Origin of the sequence: Synechococcus sp. CS-1333 (assembly GCF_025128015.1) — a bacterium.
GTDB lineage: Bacteria > Cyanobacteriota > Cyanobacteriia > PCC-6307 > Cyanobiaceae > MW101C3.
The window spans coordinates 210,237-229,935 of record NZ_JAHLYO010000014.1; the positions used below are offsets into that span (position 1 = coordinate 210,237).

At 65.7% G+C, this 19,699-nt stretch carries 24 protein-coding genes; 8 read left to right on the forward strand and 16 right to left on the reverse strand.

From position 1 onward, the window contains the following. Nucleotides 1-75 precede the first annotated feature (75 nt). Together KQ303_RS05525 and KQ303_RS05530 are read right to left on the reverse strand one after the other, a co-directional pair. Nucleotides 76-891: a hypothetical protein gene (locus KQ303_RS05525; protein WP_259729478.1), complete on the reverse strand. Its 816-nt coding sequence runs from the start codon at nucleotides 889-891 to the stop codon at nucleotides 76-78. A 4-nt stretch (nucleotides 892-895) separates the two neighbouring features. After that, complete coding sequence (locus tag KQ303_RS05530) at nucleotides 896-1,975, reverse strand: DUF389 domain-containing protein (RefSeq protein WP_259729479.1); 1,080 nt, start codon at nucleotides 1,973-1,975, stop codon at nucleotides 896-898. Between the two features lie 157 nt (nucleotides 1,976-2,132). Between KQ303_RS05530 and KQ303_RS05535 the strand changes: the two genes are divergently transcribed. Continuing rightward, entirely contained in the window at nucleotides 2,133-2,528 is a 396-nt protein-coding gene (locus KQ303_RS05535; RefSeq protein ID WP_259729480.1) for a hypothetical protein, read from the forward strand. 16 nt (nucleotides 2,529-2,544) lie between these two features. Here the strand turns inward: KQ303_RS05535 and KQ303_RS05540 are convergent, their stop codons facing one another. The 6 genes from KQ303_RS05540 to KQ303_RS05565 all read right to left on the reverse strand — a co-directional run bounded on the left by KQ303_RS05540 (nucleotide 2,545) and on the right by KQ303_RS05565 (nucleotide 7,100). Then, nucleotides 2,545-3,075: a PepSY domain-containing protein gene (locus tag KQ303_RS05540; RefSeq protein ID WP_259729481.1), complete on the reverse strand. Its 531-nt coding sequence runs from the start codon at nucleotides 3,073-3,075 to the stop codon at nucleotides 2,545-2,547. A 166-nt stretch (nucleotides 3,076-3,241) separates the two neighbouring features. After that, a complete protein-coding gene (locus tag KQ303_RS05545; RefSeq protein ID WP_259729482.1) occupies nucleotides 3,242-3,772 on the reverse strand; it encodes a DUF3122 domain-containing protein in 531 nt (176 codons plus the stop codon). Between the two features lie 266 nt (nucleotides 3,773-4,038). Then, entirely contained in the window at nucleotides 4,039-4,482 is a 444-nt protein-coding gene (locus KQ303_RS05550; protein WP_259729483.1) for an OsmC family protein, read from the reverse strand. Beyond that, entirely contained in the window at nucleotides 4,479-5,357 is an 879-nt protein-coding gene (locus KQ303_RS05555; RefSeq protein ID WP_259729484.1) for a sulfite exporter TauE/SafE family protein, read from the reverse strand. Before KQ303_RS05555 ends, KQ303_RS05550 begins: the two co-directional genes overlap by 4 nt. After that, on the reverse strand, nucleotides 5,354-5,908 hold the full coding sequence (locus KQ303_RS05560; RefSeq protein WP_259729485.1) for a rhodanese-like domain-containing protein: 555 nt from the start codon (nucleotides 5,906-5,908) through the stop codon (nucleotides 5,354-5,356). Before KQ303_RS05560 ends, KQ303_RS05555 begins: the two co-directional genes overlap by 4 nt. Nucleotides 5,909-5,978: 70 nt before the next feature. Further along, nucleotides 5,979-7,100 carry a rhodanese-like domain-containing protein gene (locus tag KQ303_RS05565; RefSeq protein WP_259729486.1) on the reverse strand — a complete coding sequence of 374 codons (1,122 nt, stop codon included), beginning with the start codon at nucleotides 7,098-7,100 and terminating at the stop codon, nucleotides 5,979-5,981. A gap of 128 nt (nucleotides 7,101-7,228) precedes the next feature. Between KQ303_RS05565 and KQ303_RS05570 the strand changes: the two genes are divergently transcribed. After that, complete coding sequence (locus tag KQ303_RS05570; protein WP_259729487.1) at nucleotides 7,229-7,576, forward strand: helix-turn-helix transcriptional regulator; 348 nt, start codon at nucleotides 7,229-7,231, stop codon at nucleotides 7,574-7,576. A gap of 193 nt (nucleotides 7,577-7,769) precedes the next feature. Here the strand turns inward: KQ303_RS05570 and psbA are convergent, their stop codons facing one another. Then, on the reverse strand, nucleotides 7,770-8,849 hold the full coding sequence (gene psbA, locus KQ303_RS05575; RefSeq protein WP_094510831.1) for a photosystem II q(b) protein: 1,080 nt from the start codon (nucleotides 8,847-8,849) through the stop codon (nucleotides 7,770-7,772). A 308-nt stretch (nucleotides 8,850-9,157) separates the two neighbouring features. Here psbA and KQ303_RS05580 point away from each other — a divergent pair, with 308 nt between their 5' ends. Both KQ303_RS05580 and KQ303_RS14740 read left to right on the forward strand, forming a co-directional pair. Continuing rightward, nucleotides 9,158-9,673 (forward strand): DUF3122 domain-containing protein, encoded by a 516-nt coding sequence (locus KQ303_RS05580; RefSeq protein ID WP_259729488.1) that lies wholly within the window; start codon nucleotides 9,158-9,160, stop codon nucleotides 9,671-9,673. Between the two features lie 435 nt (nucleotides 9,674-10,108). Further along, nucleotides 10,109-10,369, forward strand: a complete 261-nt coding sequence (locus KQ303_RS14740; RefSeq protein WP_094510833.1) for a ribbon-helix-helix domain-containing protein — start codon at nucleotides 10,109-10,111, stop codon at nucleotides 10,367-10,369. A 44-nt stretch (nucleotides 10,370-10,413) separates the two neighbouring features. Here KQ303_RS14740 and KQ303_RS05585 read toward each other — a convergent pair whose 3' ends face one another. From KQ303_RS05585 to KQ303_RS05600, 4 genes are all read right to left on the reverse strand, one after another. Continuing rightward, entirely contained in the window at nucleotides 10,414-11,139 is a 726-nt protein-coding gene (locus KQ303_RS05585) for a response regulator transcription factor (protein WP_259729691.1), read from the reverse strand. A 259-nt stretch (nucleotides 11,140-11,398) separates the two neighbouring features. Further along, nucleotides 11,399-12,805 carry a glutathione-disulfide reductase gene (gene gorA, locus KQ303_RS05590; RefSeq protein ID WP_259729489.1) on the reverse strand — a complete coding sequence of 469 codons (1,407 nt, stop codon included), beginning with the start codon at nucleotides 12,803-12,805 and terminating at the stop codon, nucleotides 11,399-11,401. 65 nt (nucleotides 12,806-12,870) lie between these two features. Further along, a complete protein-coding gene (locus KQ303_RS05595) occupies nucleotides 12,871-13,482 on the reverse strand; it encodes a pentapeptide repeat-containing protein (protein ID WP_094510835.1) in 612 nt (203 codons plus the stop codon). Continuing rightward, nucleotides 13,483-13,791 carry a metalloregulator ArsR/SmtB family transcription factor gene (locus tag KQ303_RS05600; protein WP_311134124.1) on the reverse strand — a complete coding sequence of 103 codons (309 nt, stop codon included), beginning with the start codon at nucleotides 13,789-13,791 and terminating at the stop codon, nucleotides 13,483-13,485. 310 nt (nucleotides 13,792-14,101) lie between these two features. Between KQ303_RS05600 and KQ303_RS05605 the strand changes: the two genes are divergently transcribed. Further along, entirely contained in the window at nucleotides 14,102-14,227 is a 126-nt protein-coding gene (locus KQ303_RS05605; RefSeq protein ID WP_259729490.1) for a hypothetical protein, read from the forward strand. A gap of 312 nt (nucleotides 14,228-14,539) precedes the next feature. On the opposite strand, the gene KQ303_RS05610 is transcribed toward KQ303_RS05605, so the two are convergent. Further along, entirely contained in the window at nucleotides 14,540-15,409 is an 870-nt protein-coding gene (locus tag KQ303_RS05610) for a hypothetical protein (RefSeq protein ID WP_259729491.1), read from the reverse strand. A gap of 625 nt (nucleotides 15,410-16,034) precedes the next feature. Here KQ303_RS05610 and KQ303_RS05615 point away from each other — a divergent pair. The 3 genes from KQ303_RS05615 to KQ303_RS05625 are packed head-to-tail and all read left to right on the forward strand — an operon-like array spanning nucleotide 16,035 to nucleotide 18,725. After that, nucleotides 16,035-17,348 (forward strand): glutathione S-transferase family protein, encoded by a 1,314-nt coding sequence (locus KQ303_RS05615; RefSeq protein WP_399232985.1) that lies wholly within the window; start codon nucleotides 16,035-16,037, stop codon nucleotides 17,346-17,348. Continuing rightward, a complete protein-coding gene (locus KQ303_RS05620) occupies nucleotides 17,345-18,073 on the forward strand; it encodes a DedA family protein (protein ID WP_259729492.1) in 729 nt (242 codons plus the stop codon). Before KQ303_RS05615 ends, KQ303_RS05620 begins: the two co-directional genes overlap by 4 nt. Before the next feature lie 19 nt (nucleotides 18,074-18,092). Further along, a complete protein-coding gene (locus tag KQ303_RS05625) occupies nucleotides 18,093-18,725 on the forward strand; it encodes a DUF2808 domain-containing protein (protein WP_259729493.1) in 633 nt (210 codons plus the stop codon). Here KQ303_RS05625 and KQ303_RS05630 read toward each other — a convergent pair. Further along, nucleotides 18,704-19,180 (reverse strand): cupin domain-containing protein, encoded by a 477-nt coding sequence (locus tag KQ303_RS05630; RefSeq protein ID WP_259729494.1) that lies wholly within the window; start codon nucleotides 19,178-19,180, stop codon nucleotides 18,704-18,706. The genes KQ303_RS05625 and KQ303_RS05630 overlap by 22 nt on opposite strands. Then, nucleotides 19,180-19,653: a VOC family protein gene (locus tag KQ303_RS05635; RefSeq protein ID WP_259729495.1), complete on the reverse strand. Its 474-nt coding sequence runs from the start codon at nucleotides 19,651-19,653 to the stop codon at nucleotides 19,180-19,182. The genes KQ303_RS05630 and KQ303_RS05635 overlap by 1 nt, the downstream gene beginning before the upstream one ends. Nucleotides 19,654-19,699: the final 46 nt, after the last annotated feature.

Genomic DNA, 19,699 nt, shown 5'->3' on the forward strand with positions numbered 1-19,699 from the left:
TCACACGCTCTCTGGCGGTGACCTCCAACCCATCGGTGGCCACAACGGCTTCGCCCTCAATCCACATCCTTACCCTCACCCAACCCCCTTCCCACCCCGCAACCGCCGCAACGCCAACGCCAGCGGCATCAGCGATACATTCTCCACAGACAGCTTGTCGCCAGCGGCGAAGGGATTATCGAGATCGGTGATCAGGTAGAGCAGCTTGATCAGCAGGAAAGAGATCACGCCGATGAAGAACATCGATTCACTGAACGGTTCGATGTCGGTGAGCACCAGCCCCACGGTGAGCAGGCCTGTGCCCAGATAGGCCATGCCATACACCGACGGCACGAAGGTGGTTTCTCGGATCACTTCGATGCGATACACATGGCGGCGGATCGTGGCCAGTTCGAGCAGCAGGCGGGCCTGCAACGGAGCCGGGTTCCAGGCGCGCAACTGCTCGATCAGCTGCTGCAGAGCATCGAGCTGATCCAGCAACACGGCCACACCGCCGCCTTCCCGCATCCAGCCCAGCAGAGCCTCACTGAAGGCCGTCAGCGCCGCCAAGGCCGGGCGGATCTCGGCCTCGGGGTGCAGCACCTGCACAGCGCGCACTTCACTGGCGACGCATTCCATCGCAGCGGCCAGTTCCGCCGGCATCGTCTCGCCTTCCTTGTAATCCAGCAGCACCCCGTTCAGCAGGAAGCCCAGCAACACCACCTCGGAGGCCACCAGCGCCGGAAACAGCGGATTGGGGGCCAGCACCTCCCAGCCCAGCCGGCGCACCAGCAGCTTGGTGCCGCCGATGCCCGCCAGCACCAGGCACACCCGCAGGAACGCCCACAGCCGCCGCAGCTTCGGATCGCGCACCCCATCGAGCTCCGCCTGAGCGGCGGCGGTGTCCGTCACACCCTCACTCCCCCTTGGAGTCGGCTGAAGGCAGCGCAGACGGTGGCAGCACTTCCAGGTGCGGCGGGTTGGGAGCAGTCTCCGGGCCGATCAGATCGACGGCGGTGCGTTGCACCACCAAGCGGAAGCGCAACGGCGCCTGGTTCTTGTTGATGAAGGCCTGCACGCCCGCCACCTGCGCGGAGGTGGGCAGGGAGGGATCCGTGACCCGCACCCGGGCGCGGATCAGCGGCGGATTCTTCTGCCAGTTGATCGAGAGGCCCACCAGGTCGATGGCCGGATCACCGCCGAGGGTGATCGTGCTGCTGCGCAGTTGCTGCTCGATCACCTGCTCCACTTCCTTGGCCTTCGTCTCCTGCCGCGACTGGTTGAGCAGGCGAAAGAAGCTGCTGCCCAGCGGAATCACCAGCAGCGCCGTGAGCGCCACGCTGGTGAGGCCCAGCCTGCTGTGAAAGAGGCGGCTGCGGTACACCCGCTCCAGCGCGCCGAGCGCCGCCATCGCCCCCAACATGATGCCCAGCAGGTTGGTGGCGAACAGCAGCAGCGCCCCGTAGGCCTGGGCCCAGAACGAGGAGGCCAGCAGAATGCCCACCACACACATCGGCGGCACCAGGGCCACGGCGATCGCCAGGCCGGCCAGGGCCGAGATCGCGTCCTTGCGGAGCTTGGCGAACATCGCCACCGCCCCGGCCACCAGGGCCACGCCCAGATCCAGCAGGTTGGGGCTGGTGCGGTTCATCACCTCGCTGCCGAAGCTGGGGAAGGCCACCAGACGGCCCACCAGCATCGCCAGCACCACGCAGATCACCACGCCCAGCAGCAGGGTGCGCAGCGCGCGCAGAAACATCGGCAGGCGCCCCCGCAGGATCTCGAACGCCATCGCCTGCAGCGGCATGATCCAGGGGGCCACCACCATCGCGCCGATCACCACACCGGGGCTGTTGGCCAGCAGGCCCAGGGTGGCGATCAAGGTGGCGCCCACCGTCAGCACCACGAACACCAGATTGAAGCTGGCGTCCCGCTCGAACTCCTGGCGCAACAGCACAAGACGGCTGTCTTCCGGCTCGGTGATGGTGGAGGTCATGCGGGAAGCCCTCGCTTGGATCGGGCATCATCTTCGGCCGTGATCCAGCGAGGCGCCATGGCGCCCGGCGCCGCTGTGGCCAGATGCAGCCAGCCCCTTCTTCATGAACAATCCCTGAGACACCGGGGGCACTGGTCGAGGCAGCCGCTCCGCCCCCGTGGCCACCCGCGCCGTCTATTCATTCACAGGCTTTCCCGGCGCGCCGGTGCGCCACCTCTACCTTCACCACGACGGCTACCCCACCGGCGCCGCCTGGCGCTTCGCCATGGCGCTGCGGCAGCAGCAGCAGATGGCCGCCTTCCTGGCCGCGTTCCTCAGCACCCAGCCGGGCGCCGAAGCGTTGGCGGCCCCCGAGCAGGCCGCCGATGCCGACTACCGCTACCAGGTGCAGCTGCTCGCTGGCGACGTGGGCGGGGACGCTGCCTGCGATCCAGCCCGCGTAGAGGTGCAGTGCTGGCGGCGGCTGCCGGGCGGCAACAACTGGCAGGCCCGCTGCCGGCCGATGCCCCTGGCCCAGTTCATCCGGCGTTTCCTGCCCGGCGATCCGCTCTGAGCAATGTCCGGCAGCTTCAGCGCTTGCGCTTGATGTAGCGGCGGATCTGGGAGGGCCAGTCGCCAGGCAGATCCCCCTCCCGCAGGCTCGTGTTCGACATCGACACCACCAGCGGCCAACCCCCCAGTTGCAGGCTGCCTGCCACATGCACCAGCACCGCCAGGCCGATCACAAGCCAGGCCACCAGATGCAGCGAATACACCAGGTGGTGCAGTTCGCCGTCACGCAGCCAGTCTTCCTGCATCAACTTGCCGGTGGCCACCGCCAGCACCAGCGCCACCAGCGCCATCGCGTTGGTGGCGCGCCGCAGCCGCGCCTTGCCGAGCGTGAGCGCGTAGCCGGTGAAGGCCAGGCCCACGGGCAGCAGGAACCAGCCCACCTGGCCATGCAGATCGATCCAGCTGCCGCCTGGCACGAAAGGCAGCCGTCCCCAGCGGCCGTCGTAGCGGCTATACACGAACAGCCCGCTCAGACAGCAACCCAGCACCAGCACCGCCGTGAGTCCGTGCAGCAGCCTCAGCAGCGAGGGTTGGTAGGGGCGCCCCATGGTGTTGGTCAAACGACAATGTCCACAAGTTTGTCAGTCGGCTACTCCATGGCCGGCAAGAACAAGGCGACCGAGGAGACAGCTGGTCGATGTCTGGTGAAGATCCAGCTCATGTCCTGGTTCGCCATGCATGCGCAGTTGCCATTTCCGCTGCAGAGGGCGGCCTTCAGTTAACGCAGGCGTCAGTCAGTGAGTGCAGGGTCTGCACTTGGCCTGGCGACAGCGCAAAGCTCAGATCACCTGCGGAACTGACGACTGTCATCTCCATGGGCACGCCATCACTTGGGGTGGGGTTCAGACAACTGGCGTCGTACTGGGACGAAGCGACCGGGATGGCGCCATCGTTACTTGCCATCAGTTCTCCGCTGCGATTAGCCAGACTCCAATCCTGGCCACGCCCATCACTGAGCATGAGGGGACGGGCATGATCCAGTTTGAGCCCGTCAGACTCCGCCGTCAGTTTCAGTCGCAGACCAGCAGACGGATCGATGTTTGATCGTTCATAGAGCACTGCCCCCAGCCGGTGGCCCGAACCATCCTCAAGGTTCCAGTTGCCCGAGCTATCGACAGCCATGGCAACCGATGGGCTGCACAGTGTGCCGAGAGCAAACAGTGCAAAGCTCATCACCCAGAGGGTGCCATGAGCGGTAAAACGCTGAAGCCATGCAAAAACCGGGAAAGTGAAGGATGTCTTCATGGTGAAAACTGTATGTTTACGCTCTCAAGCTAGTCAGATCCGAGGCAAGAAACCGGCGAGAATCCCCTCTCCTGGCCAAGCGCGAACCTTGCTACACAAGGAGAGGTTTATACCTTCATTTCTCAACATCTTTCGCATTGTCGATAGATCTCTGGCGGGCTTCCCCAAGATTTCTGGCGCCGCCCCCCCGGCAGCTCACTGCCATCCACCGGCACCAGGACGTGGAGGGTCCTGCCCTTGGGGCCTGAGCGGAGAACTCCCTCAGATCAGCTCAGGGAAGTGAGCACGATGCGCTTGCACACCCCATCGGGCAGGTTGCGGGAGACCGGACAGAGCTTCATGCGCTCCTGGATGTAGGCGATCGCCTCCGCATCGGCGAGGCCCCGTTCCTGCTCGAAGGCGGCATCCAGCTGGATCCGGAAGTCGCCCTCCACCCTGGCCACGATCCAGTCGCTGCTTGTGGTGACGACAAAATCAGCCTCCACCTGCAGCAGCGGAATGGCCTTCTCCCTGGCATTGGCCACCAGATAGAAGTGCTGGCAGAGCAGCAGCGAAATCAGGTAGATCCGGAATCCCGGCATGGTGAAGCTGAGCTGCTGGGGCTCCCAGGCGCCGGAGTCGCTCAGGAACTCCACCACCAGATCGTGAGTGGCGCGATCTGGAGCGGGGTGGCTGCTGCGCAGCCGGAACTGGAAGGTGCGTTCATTCATGGCGCGATGGAAACGGCTGAGGATGAGGAGACGGGAGAGGCTGATCGGTGCGCAGCCTGCAGGCTCTGGCGGCTGGAAGCCATGGGAACAGCGGGCAGGTGATCGTGGCGACGCCAGACCTCGGCTCCGGTGAGCAGGGCCGATCCGATCAGAAGCGCCGAGAACCCCTGGTGCAGCCGCACCTCCGGCAGGTGAGGCGCGAGCCGTTGGCCGACCATCCCCCCAAGGAAGCCACCACCAAGCAGAGGCAACAGGAGCGGCAGGTGGGCCGTGGGCCAGTGGCCCAGTGCGGCAAGGGCGACCAGGGAATTGGTGGCGATCAGCAGCAGGCTTGTGCCACTGGCGAGCTGCATCGGCAGCCCCGCCAGAAGGACGAGGGCTGGCACGATCGCAAAACCGCCGCCCACCCCGGCGACGCCGGTGAGCAGGCCCACCACCACGCCCTGGCTGGCCAGCAGCACGGGGGAACCCGCAGGGCGTCCGTGCTGGAGAGGACGCTCTCTGGCACTGCGACGATTGAGCAGCCAGGAGGCCAGCAAGGCTGCGGCCGTGAAGATTCCCAGCTGCAGCGGCTCCGGGATCAGACCAGCCTTCACCAGGGTGCCGCCGATCCAGCTGCCGGCGAGGGCCGGCACCCCCAGCACCAGGGCGGGCTGGATCGCGATCTGGCGGCGGCGGATGTAAGGACCCACATTGCCGAGGGCCAGCAAGGTGACCACCAGCAGCGAGAGCGGAACCGCGGCCTTGGTGGGCAGGGCCGCACCGCTCACCAGCAGGGGCAACAATAAGATCGAGCCGCCGGCGCCGAGGACGGCGAGCAGAAAGCCGATCAGGGCGCCGCCCACCAGCAGCAGCGCCATGGTCGTGGCGCTCATTTCCCCCGTGATCCGATCGCCACCTGGTTCCAGGGCATCACAGCCAGCAGGCGCGCCATGCCGCAGAAGCCGCTGAGGCCCGCAAAGGTGAGGCCAGCCCCCACGAAACCGCTCAGCCAGATCCAGCCGGGAGCCACCGTCTGGCTCAGGATCACCCCCAGCAACACCAGGCTTCCTGCCACGATCTGCACCTGGCGCATCAAGGGCAGTGGCGCTCCTTTGAGCTTGCGCACGGAGAAACCAGCCTCCTGCCAGGCGGGAAGACCACCGAGCAGGTCGGCAACCGGGTGCGGGTGGCCCTTGTGCAGAAGCTGGGTCAAGGCCTTGCTGCTGCGGTTGCCGCTCTGGCAGACCAGCACAAGCGGTCCGTTCGGCAAATCGGCCTGGGTGAGGCGTGAAAGGGGAACGTTGAGGCTGCCGCTGATGTGGCCGGAGGCGTACTCCATCGGTTCGCGCACATCGATCACGCTGACGCCTTGGGCAGCCAGTTGGTCGGCCAGGTCATGGGCGCTGATGCGGTGGAGCTGTGCAGCTGAAGGGGTGGACGCCATCGGTGGAGAAGCAGAGAACGGGGCAATGCCGAAGCGGAGTCGGTGATCGAAGCGATCAGGGGCGCACCCCTCAGGCAGGAATGACGCCTTCCAGCGGGAAGCCCTCGGCCGCCCAACGGCTCAGGCCGCCGTGCAGGTTGGCCACCTGGGCATGACCAGCTTTCAGCAGTTGCTGGGTGGCCAGGGCGGAACGACTGCCTGAATGACAGACCACGACCAGCGGCCGACCGGTGGGGATCTCGCTGGAGCGGCCTTCAAGCTCCGGCAGGGGGATCAGCAGGCTGCCGGCCACCCTGCCATCGGGGCCGTTGAATTCCTCGGCAGAGCGCACATCGAGCACGGTGAGATCGCTCTGATGGGCGACCACCCAGGCCGGCGTGAGTTCAGGCAGGCCGGCGTAGCTGCGGGTCAGGGGCGCCCAGGCGGGAGCGGCCGCCAGCTGGCGTGGCTTGCCGGAGCGCATGTTGCCGGGCAGGGCTTCAGCGATCTTGTGGGGATGGGGAAGCTTCATCGCCTCCATGTGGCCGACGAAATCCCTCTCGGTGGCACTGCCGCCCAGCCTTGCGTTGAAGACCTTCTCCTCGGCAACGGAGGTCACGCTGCGGCCGGTGTAGTCGTGGCCGGGATAGAGCAGGCAGGCGTCGGGAAGAGAGAAGATCTGCCCCGTGATCGAGGTCCAGAGGGAGTGGGCGTTGCCCTGCTGGAAGTCGCAGCGGCCGCAACCGCGGACCAGCACGGCATCGCCGGTGAAGGCCATCGCCTGGTCATCGAGCACGTAGGTGAGGCAACCGTCGGTGTGGCCGGGGGTGGCGCGCACCTCCACGGAGCGCTCGCCGAAGGGAACCCGATCACCGTGCCGCAACGGCAGGCTCACGTGCTCGGCACCGACAGCAGCGGCAAGGCCAATGGCACTGCCGGTGGCGGCGTGCATCAGCCAGCTGCCCGTCACGTGGTCGGCATGGGCATGGGTGTCCAGGCAGGCCACCAAATCGATGTCCAGTTCACGGATCAGGGCAAGATCGCGGTCGTGCTGCTCGAAGACCGCATCAATCAGCAGACCCTGGCGGCTGCGCACATCGGCGAGCAGATAGGTGAAGGTGCCGGTGTCGCCGTCGAAGAGCTGGCGGAAGAGCAGGCAGCCGCCACCGGCGGCGGCTGCGAGGGAAAGAACAGACGCGGGAGCGACGGCCATGGGTGGTCCATCAGCAATTGCTATGACTTTAGCCGCATAGAGGGCTTAAAAACAACTCTCGCTAAGCCGCAAGCCGTCATTTGCTCCAGTTTCGGTGCATAATGCTGCAAGAGACATATTTGATTGTCATGGCTGCGCCCGTTGCCGGGTCCCTGCCGAGCCCCCAGCTCCTCGAAGAACTCAGTGGTTTCTTCCGTCTGCTGAGCGAACCGGCACGCCTGCAACTGCTCTGCCAGCTCAAACAACAAGGAGCCATGGATGTGGCCTCCCTGATCGAGGCCACGGGTTTCAGCCAGTCCCACATCAGCCGCCAGCTGGGGCAGCTGCAACGGGCTGGCCTGGTGGGTTGCGAGCGGGATGGGGTGCGGCTGATCTACACCGTTGCCGATCCCTTGGTGGATGAACTCTGCAATCTGGTGCAGGGGCGCCTGAGGCAACGGTTTGAGGAGCAGCTCCGGCAGCTGCAGCCGGTCTGATGGACACCATCCTTTTCGCGCGTCCGCAATCGTCCTGAACGGAACCCTCAGGCCTTTTTCATCGCCAGGCCCAGCGCCCGCAGTGGCAGGAGCAGATGGGACATGGGTGCTCCGGGGGTGGGGGTGGACGCGGCCAGATGGGGCCTGATGTGGCTGGTGGGGTTAACGAGGCTGGGTGGGGGTCAAAGTCCCACTAACCGATCGCTGGGGCGGTGAGGGCCACGGGGGTGCTGGAACTGGTGGCCAGATCCAGCGGAAAGTTGTGGACGTTGCGCTCGTGCATGGCCTCGATGCCCAGCCCACCGCGGTTGAGCACATCGGCCCAGGTGTTGATCACCCGGCCCTGATGGTCGATCACGGAGTGGTTGAAGTTGAGGCCGTTGAGGTTGAACGAGAAGCTCGCCACCGCCAGTGCCGCGAACCAGATGCCGATCACCGGCCAGGCGGCCAGGAAGAAATGCAGGCTGCGGCTGTTGTTGAAGGAGGCGTACTGGAAGATCAGACGACCGAAGTAGCCGTGGGCAGCCACGATGTTGTAGGTCTCCTCCTCCTGCCCGAATCTGTAGCCACGGTTCTGGCTTTCCACCTCAGTTGTTTCACGCACCAGGGAACTGGTGACCAGAGAGCCGTGCATGGCGGAGAACAGCGCCCCACCGAACACGCCCACCACACCGAGCATGTGGAAAGGGTGCATCAGCACGTTGTGCTCGGCCTGCAGCACCAGCATGAAATTGAAGGTGCCGGAAATGCCGAGCGGCATGCCGTCGGAGAAGGAGCCCTGGCCGATCGAATACACCAGCAGCACGGCGGTGGCGGCGGCCACGGGCGCCGAGTAGGCCACGGCGATCCAGGGGCGCATGCCGAGCCGGTAGCTCAGCTCCCATTCACGCCCCATCCAGCAGAAGATGCCGATCAGGAAGTGAAAGATGATCAGTTGGTAGGGGCCACCGTTGTAGAGCCACTCATCGAGGCTGGAGGCAGCCCAGATCGGGTAGAAGTGCAGGCCGATGGCGTTGGAGCTGGGCACCACCGCGGCGGTGATGATGTTGTTGCCATAGAGCAGGCCGCCGGAAACGGGCTCACGGATGCCGTCGATGTCGACGGGTGGGGAGCCCACGAAGGCGATCACAAAGCAGACGGTGGCCGCCAGCAGGGTGGGGATCATCAGCACGCCGAACCAGCCCACATAGAGGCGGTTCTCGGTGCTGGTGACCCAGTCCTTGAAGGACCCCCAGGAGAGACCCGGGAGGCGGCGTAGGGACGTAGTGACCATGGTGCCGAAACACGAAGGACGGGGGAGAAGCGACCGCTCGCCACAGGGACGACGGTTCACCGCCAACGGCGCTCAGAGAAGGAACCGGCTGTGCAGGCGCACAGACAGGCATCACGTGAGTGTAGTTATGCGGTTTAACGCTTAAACCCACATGCATGCTACTGCTGATCTCCATGCCCGCGCGTGCCTCCCCCTTCTGCGCCTATCGGCAGATCTGCATAGGGTCGAGAGGCCCGAAGCCTCTGCAAACCATGGCCTTTTCATCAGGGAGGGAGCCCAGGCTTCACGCCGTTGGAGCCGCCGCTGTCGTGCCAGGGAGACGGCTGGCTCGACTGCTGGGCGCGGCGCTGGCGGTGGTGATGTTCACAGCCGGCGTGTCGCTGCTGCCAGGGCCTGGCATGGCGGAGGGACAGGCCATGGCGGGGGCCTCTCCCCAGCGCTGGACGCTCAGTGATGCTTCCGGCCAACGCTGGGGCCTGGTGTTGTTCGAGCAACCCGATGACGCCGATCCCGCAGGCCCGCGCTTACGCCTGAATGCCCTGACGCCGGGCCTCCGGATCGATCACCTACGCCCCTTGCAGATCGACGATGGAGCGGGTCAGCAATGGCAACTGCCCAACCGCAGCGAGGAGCTGGTGGCGGCAGAAGAGACGGCACTACCACAGGGAGCCGCCCAGTTTGACGCGGCTGGCCTGGTGCCTGCCCCCAGCGACTTGCGGCCCCTGCGTCTGCTGGTGCCGGTGGCCAATGGGGGCGCCGATGTTGCGCTCATGCTCGGAGCGGATCCCACCAAGCAACTGGCCCGTCGAGCTGCCGATCTTTGACAGGCCACCAGCGCCCTTTGAACCGGCATGGCAAGGGCGGGATTCACACCACACCCCATATCACACCATGGGATTATGATGGTGAGAACACATCAATACGGAGGAGTGGGCCATTCAGGCAGTTTTTGAAATAGTCAGATTCTGATCAGATCTTGCCCGCAACCCTTCCAACATCTGGGAACACCCCACCCAACGACTTTGACGCAGGACCTGGTTTCTCCCTCCCGATTTTCCCGGTTGGGGCGTGGCCCTCCATCCGCATCAAGATGAAGAGGGCATGAATCCCTGGAATATTCTCTCAGTTAGCAGCGATCACACGTTATTCGTTGTGCATCACCCCCCTACTCCATGTTTAGGTCTGCCATGACTTCCATAACTCCCAACTCCAAGTCCGTACGCAATGCTTCCGAGACCACGAGCGAGCGTGTTCGGATCATGCAACGGCAGCCACGCCGCATCTCCATCACCATCAGCCATCAGGTGTATCAAACCCTCCTGAACCGCTCGGAAGAGGAGGGTCGCTCCATGTCCAATCTCTGCGCCTTCCTGCTGGAGGAAGTGCTCCACCAGCAAGCGCCCGCTCCTGCACACAGCCAGGCCTATGCTCAGCCCCCAAGCACCAGCGAAAGAAGCCAACCGCAGCACAGCCACTCGATGCCTGTGGGAGTGTCTGCAACGAACGGTGCTTATGTCTGAGCCGCCCCCCATCGCAGTGGTGGCAGTAATCCCCTATGCGCCTCTCAGGCCATCGCCTGCGTCTGCTGATGGGGAAGATCAAGGCAATAGCCCATGCCGTAGATCGTTTTGAGAAAACGGGGGCGGTGCGGCTCCGGTTCGATCTTGGTTCTGAGGTGACGAATGTGGGTGCGAATGCACTCAATGTCGTCACCGCTGGGGTGGCCCCACACCTCCTTGAGAATCACCCCCCAAGACACCGCCTGGCCATGGCGTTGCAGCAAACAGTGCAGCAGTTCGAATTCCAGCCTGGTGAGGCGTATCGGCTGGTCAAACCACTGCACCTCCAGCTGCTCAGGGCAAAGTGTGAGAGGCCCGAAAGAAAGGATTTCCGGTGTGACCAAGGCCAGCGGCGGTTCCAGCTGGTGGCGCAGCAGCGCCCGGATGCGGACGAACACCTCCTCCACCTGGAACGGCTTGGTCACGTAGTCGTCGGCGCCACAGTTGAAGGCCTTGATCTTGTCTTCCTTGCTGGCCAGTGCCGTGAGCACCATCACGGGCAAGCGGGCGGTGCGCTGATCACGGCGGAGGCGCTGCAATACCGAGAGGCCGTCCAGCTTGGGCAGCAGCAGGTCGAGCACGATCAGATGGGGCTGGTGCTCCATGGCCATGGCCTGGCCGTGGTAGCCGTCGCCGGCGTGCAAAATGCGCCAGCCCACCTGCTCCAGCAGCGGGGTGAGCATCTCGACCACCTCCGGCTCATGGTCGATGAGTTGGATCAGGGGTTGCACGCGCAACAGAAGGTACTGCAGGAAGAACTGGCTCAATGCTGCAGACCTTCATCATCAAGTGAGTGGAATGTCTTGATAAAGAAATACTGAAGCTCCTGATTTGCTTATGATTTCAATCAATTCTCTTTCGGTTTCTCAGCATCCGCCCTGCCTCGGCCCCAGTCACTGCCTTGGATTTGCCCCCGGCCCTGGCCTCAGTCACCCTTTTGCACCGTGTCCCGCCATGCTGCCGACCGTGGGTGCGTCCTCCCCGCTGCGCTCAGTTCGGCATCGTTACGAATTCCTCAGAAACGGTGGGGTGCAACGCCATGGTGCGATCGAAATCCGCCTTGGTGGCTCCCATGCCGATGGCGATCGCCGCCATCTGAATGATCTCGGCGGCGTGCTCGCCCACCATGTGGCAGCCCACCACCTTGCCGGTGGCCACCTCCACCACCAGCTTCAACAGGCAGCGGGGGCCGCTCTTGGGCAGGGCCTGCGCCATCGAGCGGAAGCAGGCCCGATGAATGCGGATGCCATCGGCGCCGAAACGCTCGATCGCCGCTTCTTCGCTGAGGCCCACGGTGGAAAGCTCCGGCTGGCTGAACACGGCGCTGGCCACCAGCTCGTGATCCACCTGGCGCGGCTTGCCGCCATAGACGCTGTCAGCGAAGGCGCGGCCCTCGTCCACTGCCACCGGGGTGAGGTTGATGCGATCGGTCACGTCGCCCACCGCATAGATATGGGGCACATTGGTGCGTTGATCAGCATCCACCGGGATGCGGCCCGCCTCGCTGGCCACGCCGGCAGCCGCCAGATGCAGCGGCTCCAGCCGGGGCCGGCGGCCGGTGGCCAGCAGCACACCGCCGCAGGCCAGCTGCTCGCCGTCCTGGGTGGTCACCTGCAGATCACCGGGAGTGCCACTGATGGCGGCAGGACTGTGGCTGAAGCGGATCTCGATCCCGGCCTCCTCCATCCCCTCGCGCACGGCGCCGGCCAGCTCGAGGTCAAAGCCCCGCAGCAGGTGATCGCCGCGCACCAGCTGAGTGACGGCCACGCCCAGGCCATTGAGGATGCAGGCGAACTCACAGGCGATGAAGCCCGCGCCCACGATCACCACCTGCTGCGGCAGTTCCTCCAGCAGGAACATGTCATCGCTCACCCAGGCCAGCTCGGCGCCCGGCAGCACCGGCCGCTGGGGCACGCCACCAGCGGCGATCAGCACCCGCTCCGCCCGCAGGCGGCGGCTGGCGGTGGTGGCGGCTGCCTCACCGGTGATGTCTTCACTGGCCACCACGTCCACGTGATGGGAGTCAGCGAAGCGGCCCCAGCCGCGCACGAGCTCCACGCCGGCCTTTTCGAGAAAGCCGATGTGCAGCCCATTGAGCCGGTCGACCTCGGCGCGCACATTGGCCAGCAGCCGTGCCGGCTCGCAGCGGGCGGCCTCCACCGTCCAGCCGAACGCCTCGGCGTCTTGAAGGATGTGGCGGTAGGCAGAGCCGTACACCAACAGCTTCTTGGGCACGCAACCGCGGATCACGCAGGTGCCGCCCACCCGATCGCCTTCAAGCATCGCCACCCGGGCGCCGTAGGAGGCAGCGCGCTTGGCCGCTGCCAGGCCGCCGGAGCCGGCGCCGATCACAACCAGATCGAAGCCGTCTTCAGCGGGTTGGGGGGAAGCAGTCACGGCTGATCGGAGCACGATGGCTTCAATCATGCAGGGCGGGGCGTGCCCCCGTGCCGGCCGGGCACTCAGCTCGGCAGCTCATCGAGCTGGCAGGTCTGCAGGTCGCAGCCGCTCAGGTCGGCGCCGCGCAGGTCGGCCTGCCGGAGATCGGCGCCATACAGGCAGGCCCCCACAAGGCGGGCCCCCTGCAGCCGCACCCCGGAGAGGCGGGCAAAGCTGAGGTCAGCGTCGGTGAAATCGGCACCGCTCAGGTCGGTGGGCTGATCCTGCCCGGGGCGGAAATCCGCCTCCACCAGCCGCGCCTGACGCCACACGCTGCCGGCCGCCGCAATGCCCCGCAGGCAGCTGCGATGCAGAGCAGCGCCATTGAATTCCGCACCCTGCATGCGGGCGCCGGAGAGATCGGCCTCCTGCCAGGAACTGCCGTGGGCCCTGAGCTGGCGCATGTCAGCGCCCCACAGCAATGCCTGCTGGAAACAGGCTCCTTCCAGCTGGCTGCCGCGCAGATCGGCGTGGCCGAGCCGGATGGCCCGAAACTGGCCGCCCCGCAGGTCGCAACCCGCGAGCACAAGCTCCACCGCATCGGCTTCAGGCAAGGCCAGACCTGGAAACGCCCGTTCTCCGGCCGCCAAGGAGAGGCGCAGGTCGTTGATGGTGGCGGGCAGCCGGGTAGGCATTCAGAGGCTGGTGGAGAGGGCGTCGAGTTGCTGGCGGCGGGCTGCGAGCAGGAGGTCCTGGCAGGCGGCGATCAGCTGGAACACGTTGGGATCAATCACTTCGTAGAACACCAGGCTGCCTTCCGGCCGCCGCCGAACCACACCGGCAATCATGAGCAGCTTGAGGTGCTTTGACACCAGCGCCTGGCTGAGGCCGGTCTTTTCAACCACCGCCGTGACGTTCAGGGGGCCGTGGCGCAAACATTGGAGCACGAGCAAACGACTGGGCTCCGAAAAGACCTTGAAGTGTTCTGCCAGAGCTTCCATCATGCCTTCACGCCCTTCCACCGCCTTCGTGTCCAGACGCTCACGTTGGGTGTGAGCTTACCTCTCGAAGGGATCAACTCCCGTTGCCGGGCTGGCGACCGGACAGGCGACAGGCTGCGCTGTTGAGACCAACTACGATAAGGGACGGTGGGGTACTTGAGCCGAGCGGTCGATAGCGAGGAGCAACCGAATTAACCGGAACTTCCGATAGTCCGGCGAGCAACCCTCAGCAGCAACCTCTTTACGTTACGCGTCTGCAGCCGGTTCAGATCAAGATGAACTACTCGGCCTTGTGCTGCTGTTCAGCGCCGGCTTGTTCGCGTTTTTCCTGATTCTGAACGTGGCGGCTCTTCTGGCGCTGAGAGTTCGGGAGCCCGTTTGGGTGTTGAGCGCCATCGGCTCCGTCTACGGCGCTGGCTGGCCCGCTGCCGCCGCCTGAGCCTGGCGGTGATGGTGGGCTTCCTGATGCGGCGGCCCAGCCGCAAGGAGCGTTCGGAGCAGCGGCGCCAGGAGTGGTTCGAGCAGCCAAAGCAACAGCGCCTCGACCGCGAACACGCGGTGGCGATGAAAAGCTTCCGGGAGATGGCTCAGGCCAATCGCAGGGCCACAAGACAGCGCAGTGAACCGCTTCCCAGGAGTCCGAACAACCCCGCAGCCATGGATCAGCCGACCGGGTGGCGCCGCTGGTGGCCGGCCGGGTGGAGTCAGAAGGCTGGGGACCCACGCTCTTGCCGGAGAGCAGCCGATCGACTCAGGCGGTGAGGGGCAGCAGGCTCTTGCTGGAGAGCAGCAATTCCTCTTCCAGTCCCTGGCGCAGGTCCTGAGTGATCTGTTGCATCAGCAACTTGAAGGCCGGCTGCTGATCGGCATAAGTGGCGCTGTAGACGATGCCGATCACGTCCTCATCGATGGGAACCTGATCCAGCACGCAATACGACTGCGGAGTGCCCAGGCCTCTGACCTGCAGCTGGTTGATCACCCGGGCCACGTTGTGCTCGTGGCTGCGCGGTTTGCGGATCGTGGCCGGGAGAATGCGGTAACCCTGAGTTTCCAGACGCCGTACCAGGCGGGGATGGTGAAGAGTTGGCTCCAGTGCCAGGCGTTCAAACCCCTTGGCTCCGATCTTCGCCGCCGCTTGCCGCGGTGCGACTCGCCATAGGGGCGTGCGCACAAGTGCTTCAGCCAGCATCGGCTGGCCCTGAAACTGCACAATCTTGCGGCCCCGCTCCAGCTCAAGCTCATACAGGGAGCCGATGAAGGCATCACAAACCCGCTCACCCAGCAGCTGAAGGCTGCGTGAGATGTCCGAGTGGGTGCGGGCCCAGCGCTCCAGCCGGAAGCCATTGATGCCAAGCGGAACGAAGGGATCGGCCTCCAGCCGGCACACGCCTTCAGCCGTACGGATCTTCTGTGCTGCGGTGCGAAGGGTGTCGAGCAGATCAAACAGGTGGCGGCTCTCTGCCTCGGCCAGCAACGCCTCCAGGCAGCGGTGGGCGCGATTGAGGGTGGCCTGGGAGTACCTGCAGTCAGCGGCGGCCCGGTTACAGCTTCCTGAATACGTGCACAGTTCGTAGAGGGGAAGCCACCGCATCACCATCCTGGTGTCGAGCCGTTCGTTCATGCGGGCGGGTAGCCAAACAAAACACCTGACACCACTCAACAGGTTGATGGGGCGTTTTTCGTATTATTGCTCAGAACATGACCAGCTTTAAGCGAGTATTCGGAAAATCGCCAATTCACGGAGTTTATTCATAATCGCAATGTGTTTGCAGCCTGCTAAGTCAAATGCTTTCACGCAGCTTAAGCCCTTCCACAGTGCACTGACAGCGCGGGAGCTGTGGCAGACGGGCTAGAAGCAAAAATGCACAATTCCGGGGCCCCGACTGCCAAAAACTTCGGCTTCAGGTGGTGCGCCTGTGGGGATCTAGCTGTCAGAACGCATAGAGCGGGACTCGGAGTACCCGATCCAGGCGTTCACGTCGCTACGTAGCAAATGATGCACGCATCTGTGCCATTTAAGAGGCTGAAGATTGCTGCAGTGGCTATTAGAGAATTTACCCAAAGTGTTGTCCGCGATGGATACCGGGCCCTAGCCAGCGAGCCAAGTCATCCGAGAGAACCGGCAGATCCTGCGTGCAGGGGGCTGGTCAGCCTCCTATGGCGCCGCAAGGTGCCGCAGTGGCGCCCCCCGCACGCTCTGACTGACCCTGCCCTCTACCGTTAAAGGCCGCACTCCACCACGTCCCTTGCCGGGCCCTTCCACCATTCCCTTTAGCTGGCCGGAGCTGGAAGCGCTGGCACCTGACTCCCCCGACCGGGTGGAGGGTCCGTGCAATGCCCAATCGCGGCTGCGATTGTTCGGGCAGCCGGAGAGTGCCGTGCGCGTCACCCTTTTCAGGGACCATCACGCCTGGTGCCCCTACTGCCAGAAAGTGTGGCTGTGGCTGGAGGAGAAACGGATCCCGTACCGGGTCCGCAAGGTCACGATGTTCTGCTACGGCGAGAAGGAGGCCTGGTACGGGAACCTGGTGCCCTCCGGCATGCTGCCTGCCGTCGAGCTTGATGGCCGCCTCCATACCGAGAGCGACGACATCCTCGCGGCGTTGGAGCAGGCCTTCGGGCCTCTCGGCGATGGGCTGCTGAATGCGCGCGTGCTGCCCTTGCGCCAGCTGGAGCGGGAGCTGTTCCGGGCCTGGTGCCTCTGGCTCTGCCGGCCCGGCCTCACCCCCCGCGCCGAACAGCTCGCCGCTGAAGCCTTCGATCGGGTGGCCGAACGGGTGGATGGCGCCCTCGCCACCACTGCCGGCCCCTATTTCCTTGAACGCTTCGGCACCGCCGATGTGGTGTTCACTCCCTACATCGAGCGCATGAGCGCCAGCCTTTACTACTACAAGGCCTATGCCATCCGGCAGCGGCACGGCGCCATCGCCCGCTGGTTCGAGGCCATGGAAACCCGGGAGACCTACCGGGGCACCCAGAGCGACTTCCACACCCACGCCCACGACCTGCCACCCCAGATGGGGGGGTGCCACCCCAGCGGCACGCCCGCCCAGCAGGCAGCGGCCGAGCGGGTCGACCATGGACCCTGGCCGCTCGGTGCGCCCGATCCGGAAACTTCTGTCCCCGAGCCCGCCGGTGCGGCAGCTGAAGCGCTGCAGCGGGTGCTGCGCCACCGGCACACCCTGGCCAGGGTGAATCCCGCCCCAGCCGAAGCCTTCGATCTGGCGCTGCGCTGCGCGCTCACAGCCCTGGCGCGCGACACGCCCTGCCCGCTGCCTGCCGCGATCGATCCCGCTGCCGTGATGGGTCTGCGCTATCTGCGCGACCGCATCAGCGTGCCGCGGGACATGTCGCTCCATGCAGCCCGGCGCCTGCGTCAGGCGCTCACTGCCACCGCCGACTGCGCCATCGTGGCGATGGCGGAAGGTACGGCCGCTGCCATTCCCGCTGCGCCGGCACTGCCGTTGCGCCACCGCCGCGACCAGAATCCCGCCGCCTTCCATCGCGACGCGACGCTCACCAGCGACAGCCGCAGCGTGGCAGGGCGGAACCGGCCATGACCATCAGCCTGGAGCTGCTCGCACAGCTGCCTCTGGCATTCACCCTGCCGGACATCAGCACCGAGCAGCTGCAGGGGCTGCTGAGCCGCTGGGGCTACCTGGTGGTGTTTGCCGGCATGCTGCTGGAGAACGCCGGTCTGCCGCTGCCCGGTGAAACCCTCACCCTGCTGGGGGGCTACGCCGCCGGCAGCGGCCAGCTGCAGGTGGGGGGTGTGATCGGCGCCGCCCTGGTGGGTGCGGTGATCGGCGACAACCTGGGCTATCTGGTGGGGCGCTGGGCCGGCTGGACGCTGGTGCTGCGGGTGGGCCGCCTGCTGGGCCAGCGGCCCGAGCAGATGGAAGTGCTGCGGCGCCGTTTCCTCCGCCATGCCGATGCCTCGGTGCTGCTCGGGCGCTTCGTCGCTGTGCTGCGGGTGATCGCCGGTCCCCTGGCCGGAGCCGTTGGCATGCCCTACGGACGCTTCCTGCTGTTCAACTTCGCCGGTGCCGCCCTCTGGTCCACCACGATGGTGTCCCTGGCCTGGCTGGGCGGGCGCTGGATTCCCCTGGATCGCATGCTCTCGAGTGTGGTGGGCTTCGGCCTCGGCGCCCTGCTGCTGATCGTGCTGATCCTGCTGTTGCCCCGCCTGCTCAGCCGGCTGGAATCGCCCCTGCTGGAATCTGCCGCGCCGAAAGCCGCAGTGCCCCCCGGCAATGCCGGCCCCAGCGACCCTGCCACCCCCTGAGGCGCTCCGCGCTCCGCCCATGCTCCATCCCACCCGCAGGCGCCTTGGCGTCCTCTCAAGCACCAGGCGATTCAGCGACAGCCAACGCCGCCTTGCGCCGGCAACGGGAGCGTTGGTGGGCCTGGCGCTGCTGCTCGCTGCCGCGCTGCCCCCGGCCACGCTTGAGCGCCAGGCAGCAGCGGTGGAAATCCGCGGCTCCACCTACTTCGTGAAAGCCCCGTTTCAGCTCAGCCTGATCACCTACAGCTCGAACGTCTCCCAACCCTGGCCGGAGTACTACCTCACGATTCCGATGCCGGAGCAGGCCGGTGCGGCGCTGGGTGCGCTGGAGGTTCAGCAGATCGGTGGTGCCGACTGGCAATTCGACTTCGACGCCAGCCGCACCCGCGCCTTCATCGGCAAGCCGCGCCGCGAAGGCAGGCCCGTGCCGGTGGAGGCAAGCTTCGATGAGGCGCGGCGTCAGTTTCTGATCCGCTTCCCCCAGCCGCCCATGCCCGGCGAAACCGTGACCGTGTCGCTACGGCCCGTGCGCAACCCGATCGTGGCCGACACCTACCTCTACACGGTGCGGGCGTTTCCGGTGGGGCCGCAGCCGGTGGCCAGCCCCGTGGGGGTGGGCCGGGTGCGCATCTACACCCCCGACTGGTATTGATCCGGCTGCGGCAGCAGGTCTTCGCTGCTCTGGTGCAGCTCGAAATCCTCGAAGCTGAAGCCCGGCGCCACGCAGCAGTGCACCAGGGTCCAGGCGCCGCTGCTGCGGGCCGCCTGCCACCAGCCGGCCGGGATCAGCTGAAACGGCGCCTGCTGCGGACGGTCCGGGTGGCGCGGGCCGAGTTCGAGCTGCTCTGTCGGCGCGATGGCGGGATCCTCTTCCCCACGCCAGAGCAGCAGCGGCGCTCCGGCCAGGTGATGCCAGCTCTCCTCGGCGCCGTTCACCCGGTGCCAGCGGCTGGTCACCCCCGCCGGCAGCAGGAAATGAATGACGGTGAAGGCGGCGCGCGCGGCGCCGTCCTCGCGGTGCACCTGCAACGGCGAGCGATGGATCTCCCGGTAGAAGCCGCCCTCCGGGTGGGGCAGCAGGTTGAGCTCGGCGATCAGCTCGTTCATCACGGCGGCAGGGGGGCAGGGGACGGGGCGGTTTCGCCCACCCGATCGAGGTCGGCCAGGCCGAGCACCGCCTCGGGATGGAGATACCACTTGAATTCCAGCCAGTTGCCGGCCGGATCAATCAGGAAGAAGCTGCGGTGCTCCAGCAGCTCGCCGGCAAAGCGGGTCTTGGCAGAGACCCCGAAGCGCAGCTGCTGCTGCCGTGCCCGCTGCTCAAGGGCCTCATAGTGGCTGGCGTCGGCAACAATCAAGCCGAAGTGGCGCGGGTAAATGCCCCGCTGCGGCGGATCAGACCCCTCAGCACCCTTGGCCGGCACCAGATGGGCCACCAGCTGATGGCCACCGAGGCCCAGCACCAGGGCCGTGGCGCTGCGGCGGCCGCGCCGGCAGCCAAGCCCCTCCACATACCACCGTTCGGTGGCGTCGAGGTCGAACGCCGGAAACGACAGATGGAACAGCGCCTGCGCGGTCATGAGGGGAAAGCGCCTGCGCGGTCATCACAGAGTGGGACGCACACGC

Coding starts and splice junctions, on each gene's coding strand:
- KQ303_RS05530 (WP_259729479.1), bottom strand. CDS start 1,975: ATGACCTCCACCATCACCGAGCCGGAAGACAGCCGTCTTGTGCTGTTG.
- KQ303_RS05540 (WP_259729481.1), bottom strand. CDS start 3,075: ATGGGGCGCCCCTACCAACCCTCGCTGCTGAGGCTGCTGCACGGACTC.
- KQ303_RS05545 (WP_259729482.1), bottom strand. CDS start 3,772: ATGAAGACATCCTTCACTTTCCCGGTTTTTGCATGGCTTCAGCGTTTT.
- KQ303_RS05550 (WP_259729483.1), bottom strand. CDS start 4,482: ATGAATGAACGCACCTTCCAGTTCCGGCTGCGCAGCAGCCACCCCGCT.
- KQ303_RS05555 (WP_259729484.1), bottom strand. CDS start 5,357: ATGAGCGCCACGACCATGGCGCTGCTGCTGGTGGGCGGCGCCCTGATC.
- KQ303_RS05560 (WP_259729485.1), bottom strand. CDS start 5,908: ATGGCGTCCACCCCTTCAGCTGCACAGCTCCACCGCATCAGCGCCCAT.
- KQ303_RS05565 (WP_259729486.1), bottom strand. CDS start 7,100: ATGGCCGTCGCTCCCGCGTCTGTTCTTTCCCTCGCAGCCGCCGCCGGT.
- KQ303_RS05570 (WP_259729487.1), top strand. CDS start 7,229: ATGGCTGCGCCCGTTGCCGGGTCCCTGCCGAGCCCCCAGCTCCTCGAA.
- psbA (WP_094510831.1), bottom strand. CDS start 8,849: ATGGTCACTACGTCCCTACGCCGCCTCCCGGGTCTCTCCTGGGGGTCC.
- KQ303_RS14740 (WP_094510833.1), top strand. CDS start 10,109: ATGCAACGGCAGCCACGCCGCATCTCCATCACCATCAGCCATCAGGTG.
- KQ303_RS05595 (WP_094510835.1), bottom strand. CDS start 13,482: ATGCCTACCCGGCTGCCCGCCACCATCAACGACCTGCGCCTCTCCTTG.
- KQ303_RS05600 (WP_311134124.1), bottom strand. CDS start 13,791: ATGATGGAAGCTCTGGCAGAACACTTCAAGGTCTTTTCGGAGCCCAGT.
- KQ303_RS05610 (WP_259729491.1), bottom strand. CDS start 15,409: ATGAACGAACGGCTCGACACCAGGATGGTGATGCGGTGGCTTCCCCTC.
- KQ303_RS05620 (WP_259729492.1), top strand. CDS start 17,345: ATGACCATCAGCCTGGAGCTGCTCGCACAGCTGCCTCTGGCATTCACC.
- KQ303_RS05625 (WP_259729493.1), top strand. CDS start 18,093: ATGCTCCATCCCACCCGCAGGCGCCTTGGCGTCCTCTCAAGCACCAGG.
- KQ303_RS05630 (WP_259729494.1), bottom strand. CDS start 19,180: ATGAACGAGCTGATCGCCGAGCTCAACCTGCTGCCCCACCCGGAGGGC.
- KQ303_RS05635 (WP_259729495.1), bottom strand. CDS start 19,653: ATGACCGCGCAGGCGCTGTTCCATCTGTCGTTTCCGGCGTTCGACCTC.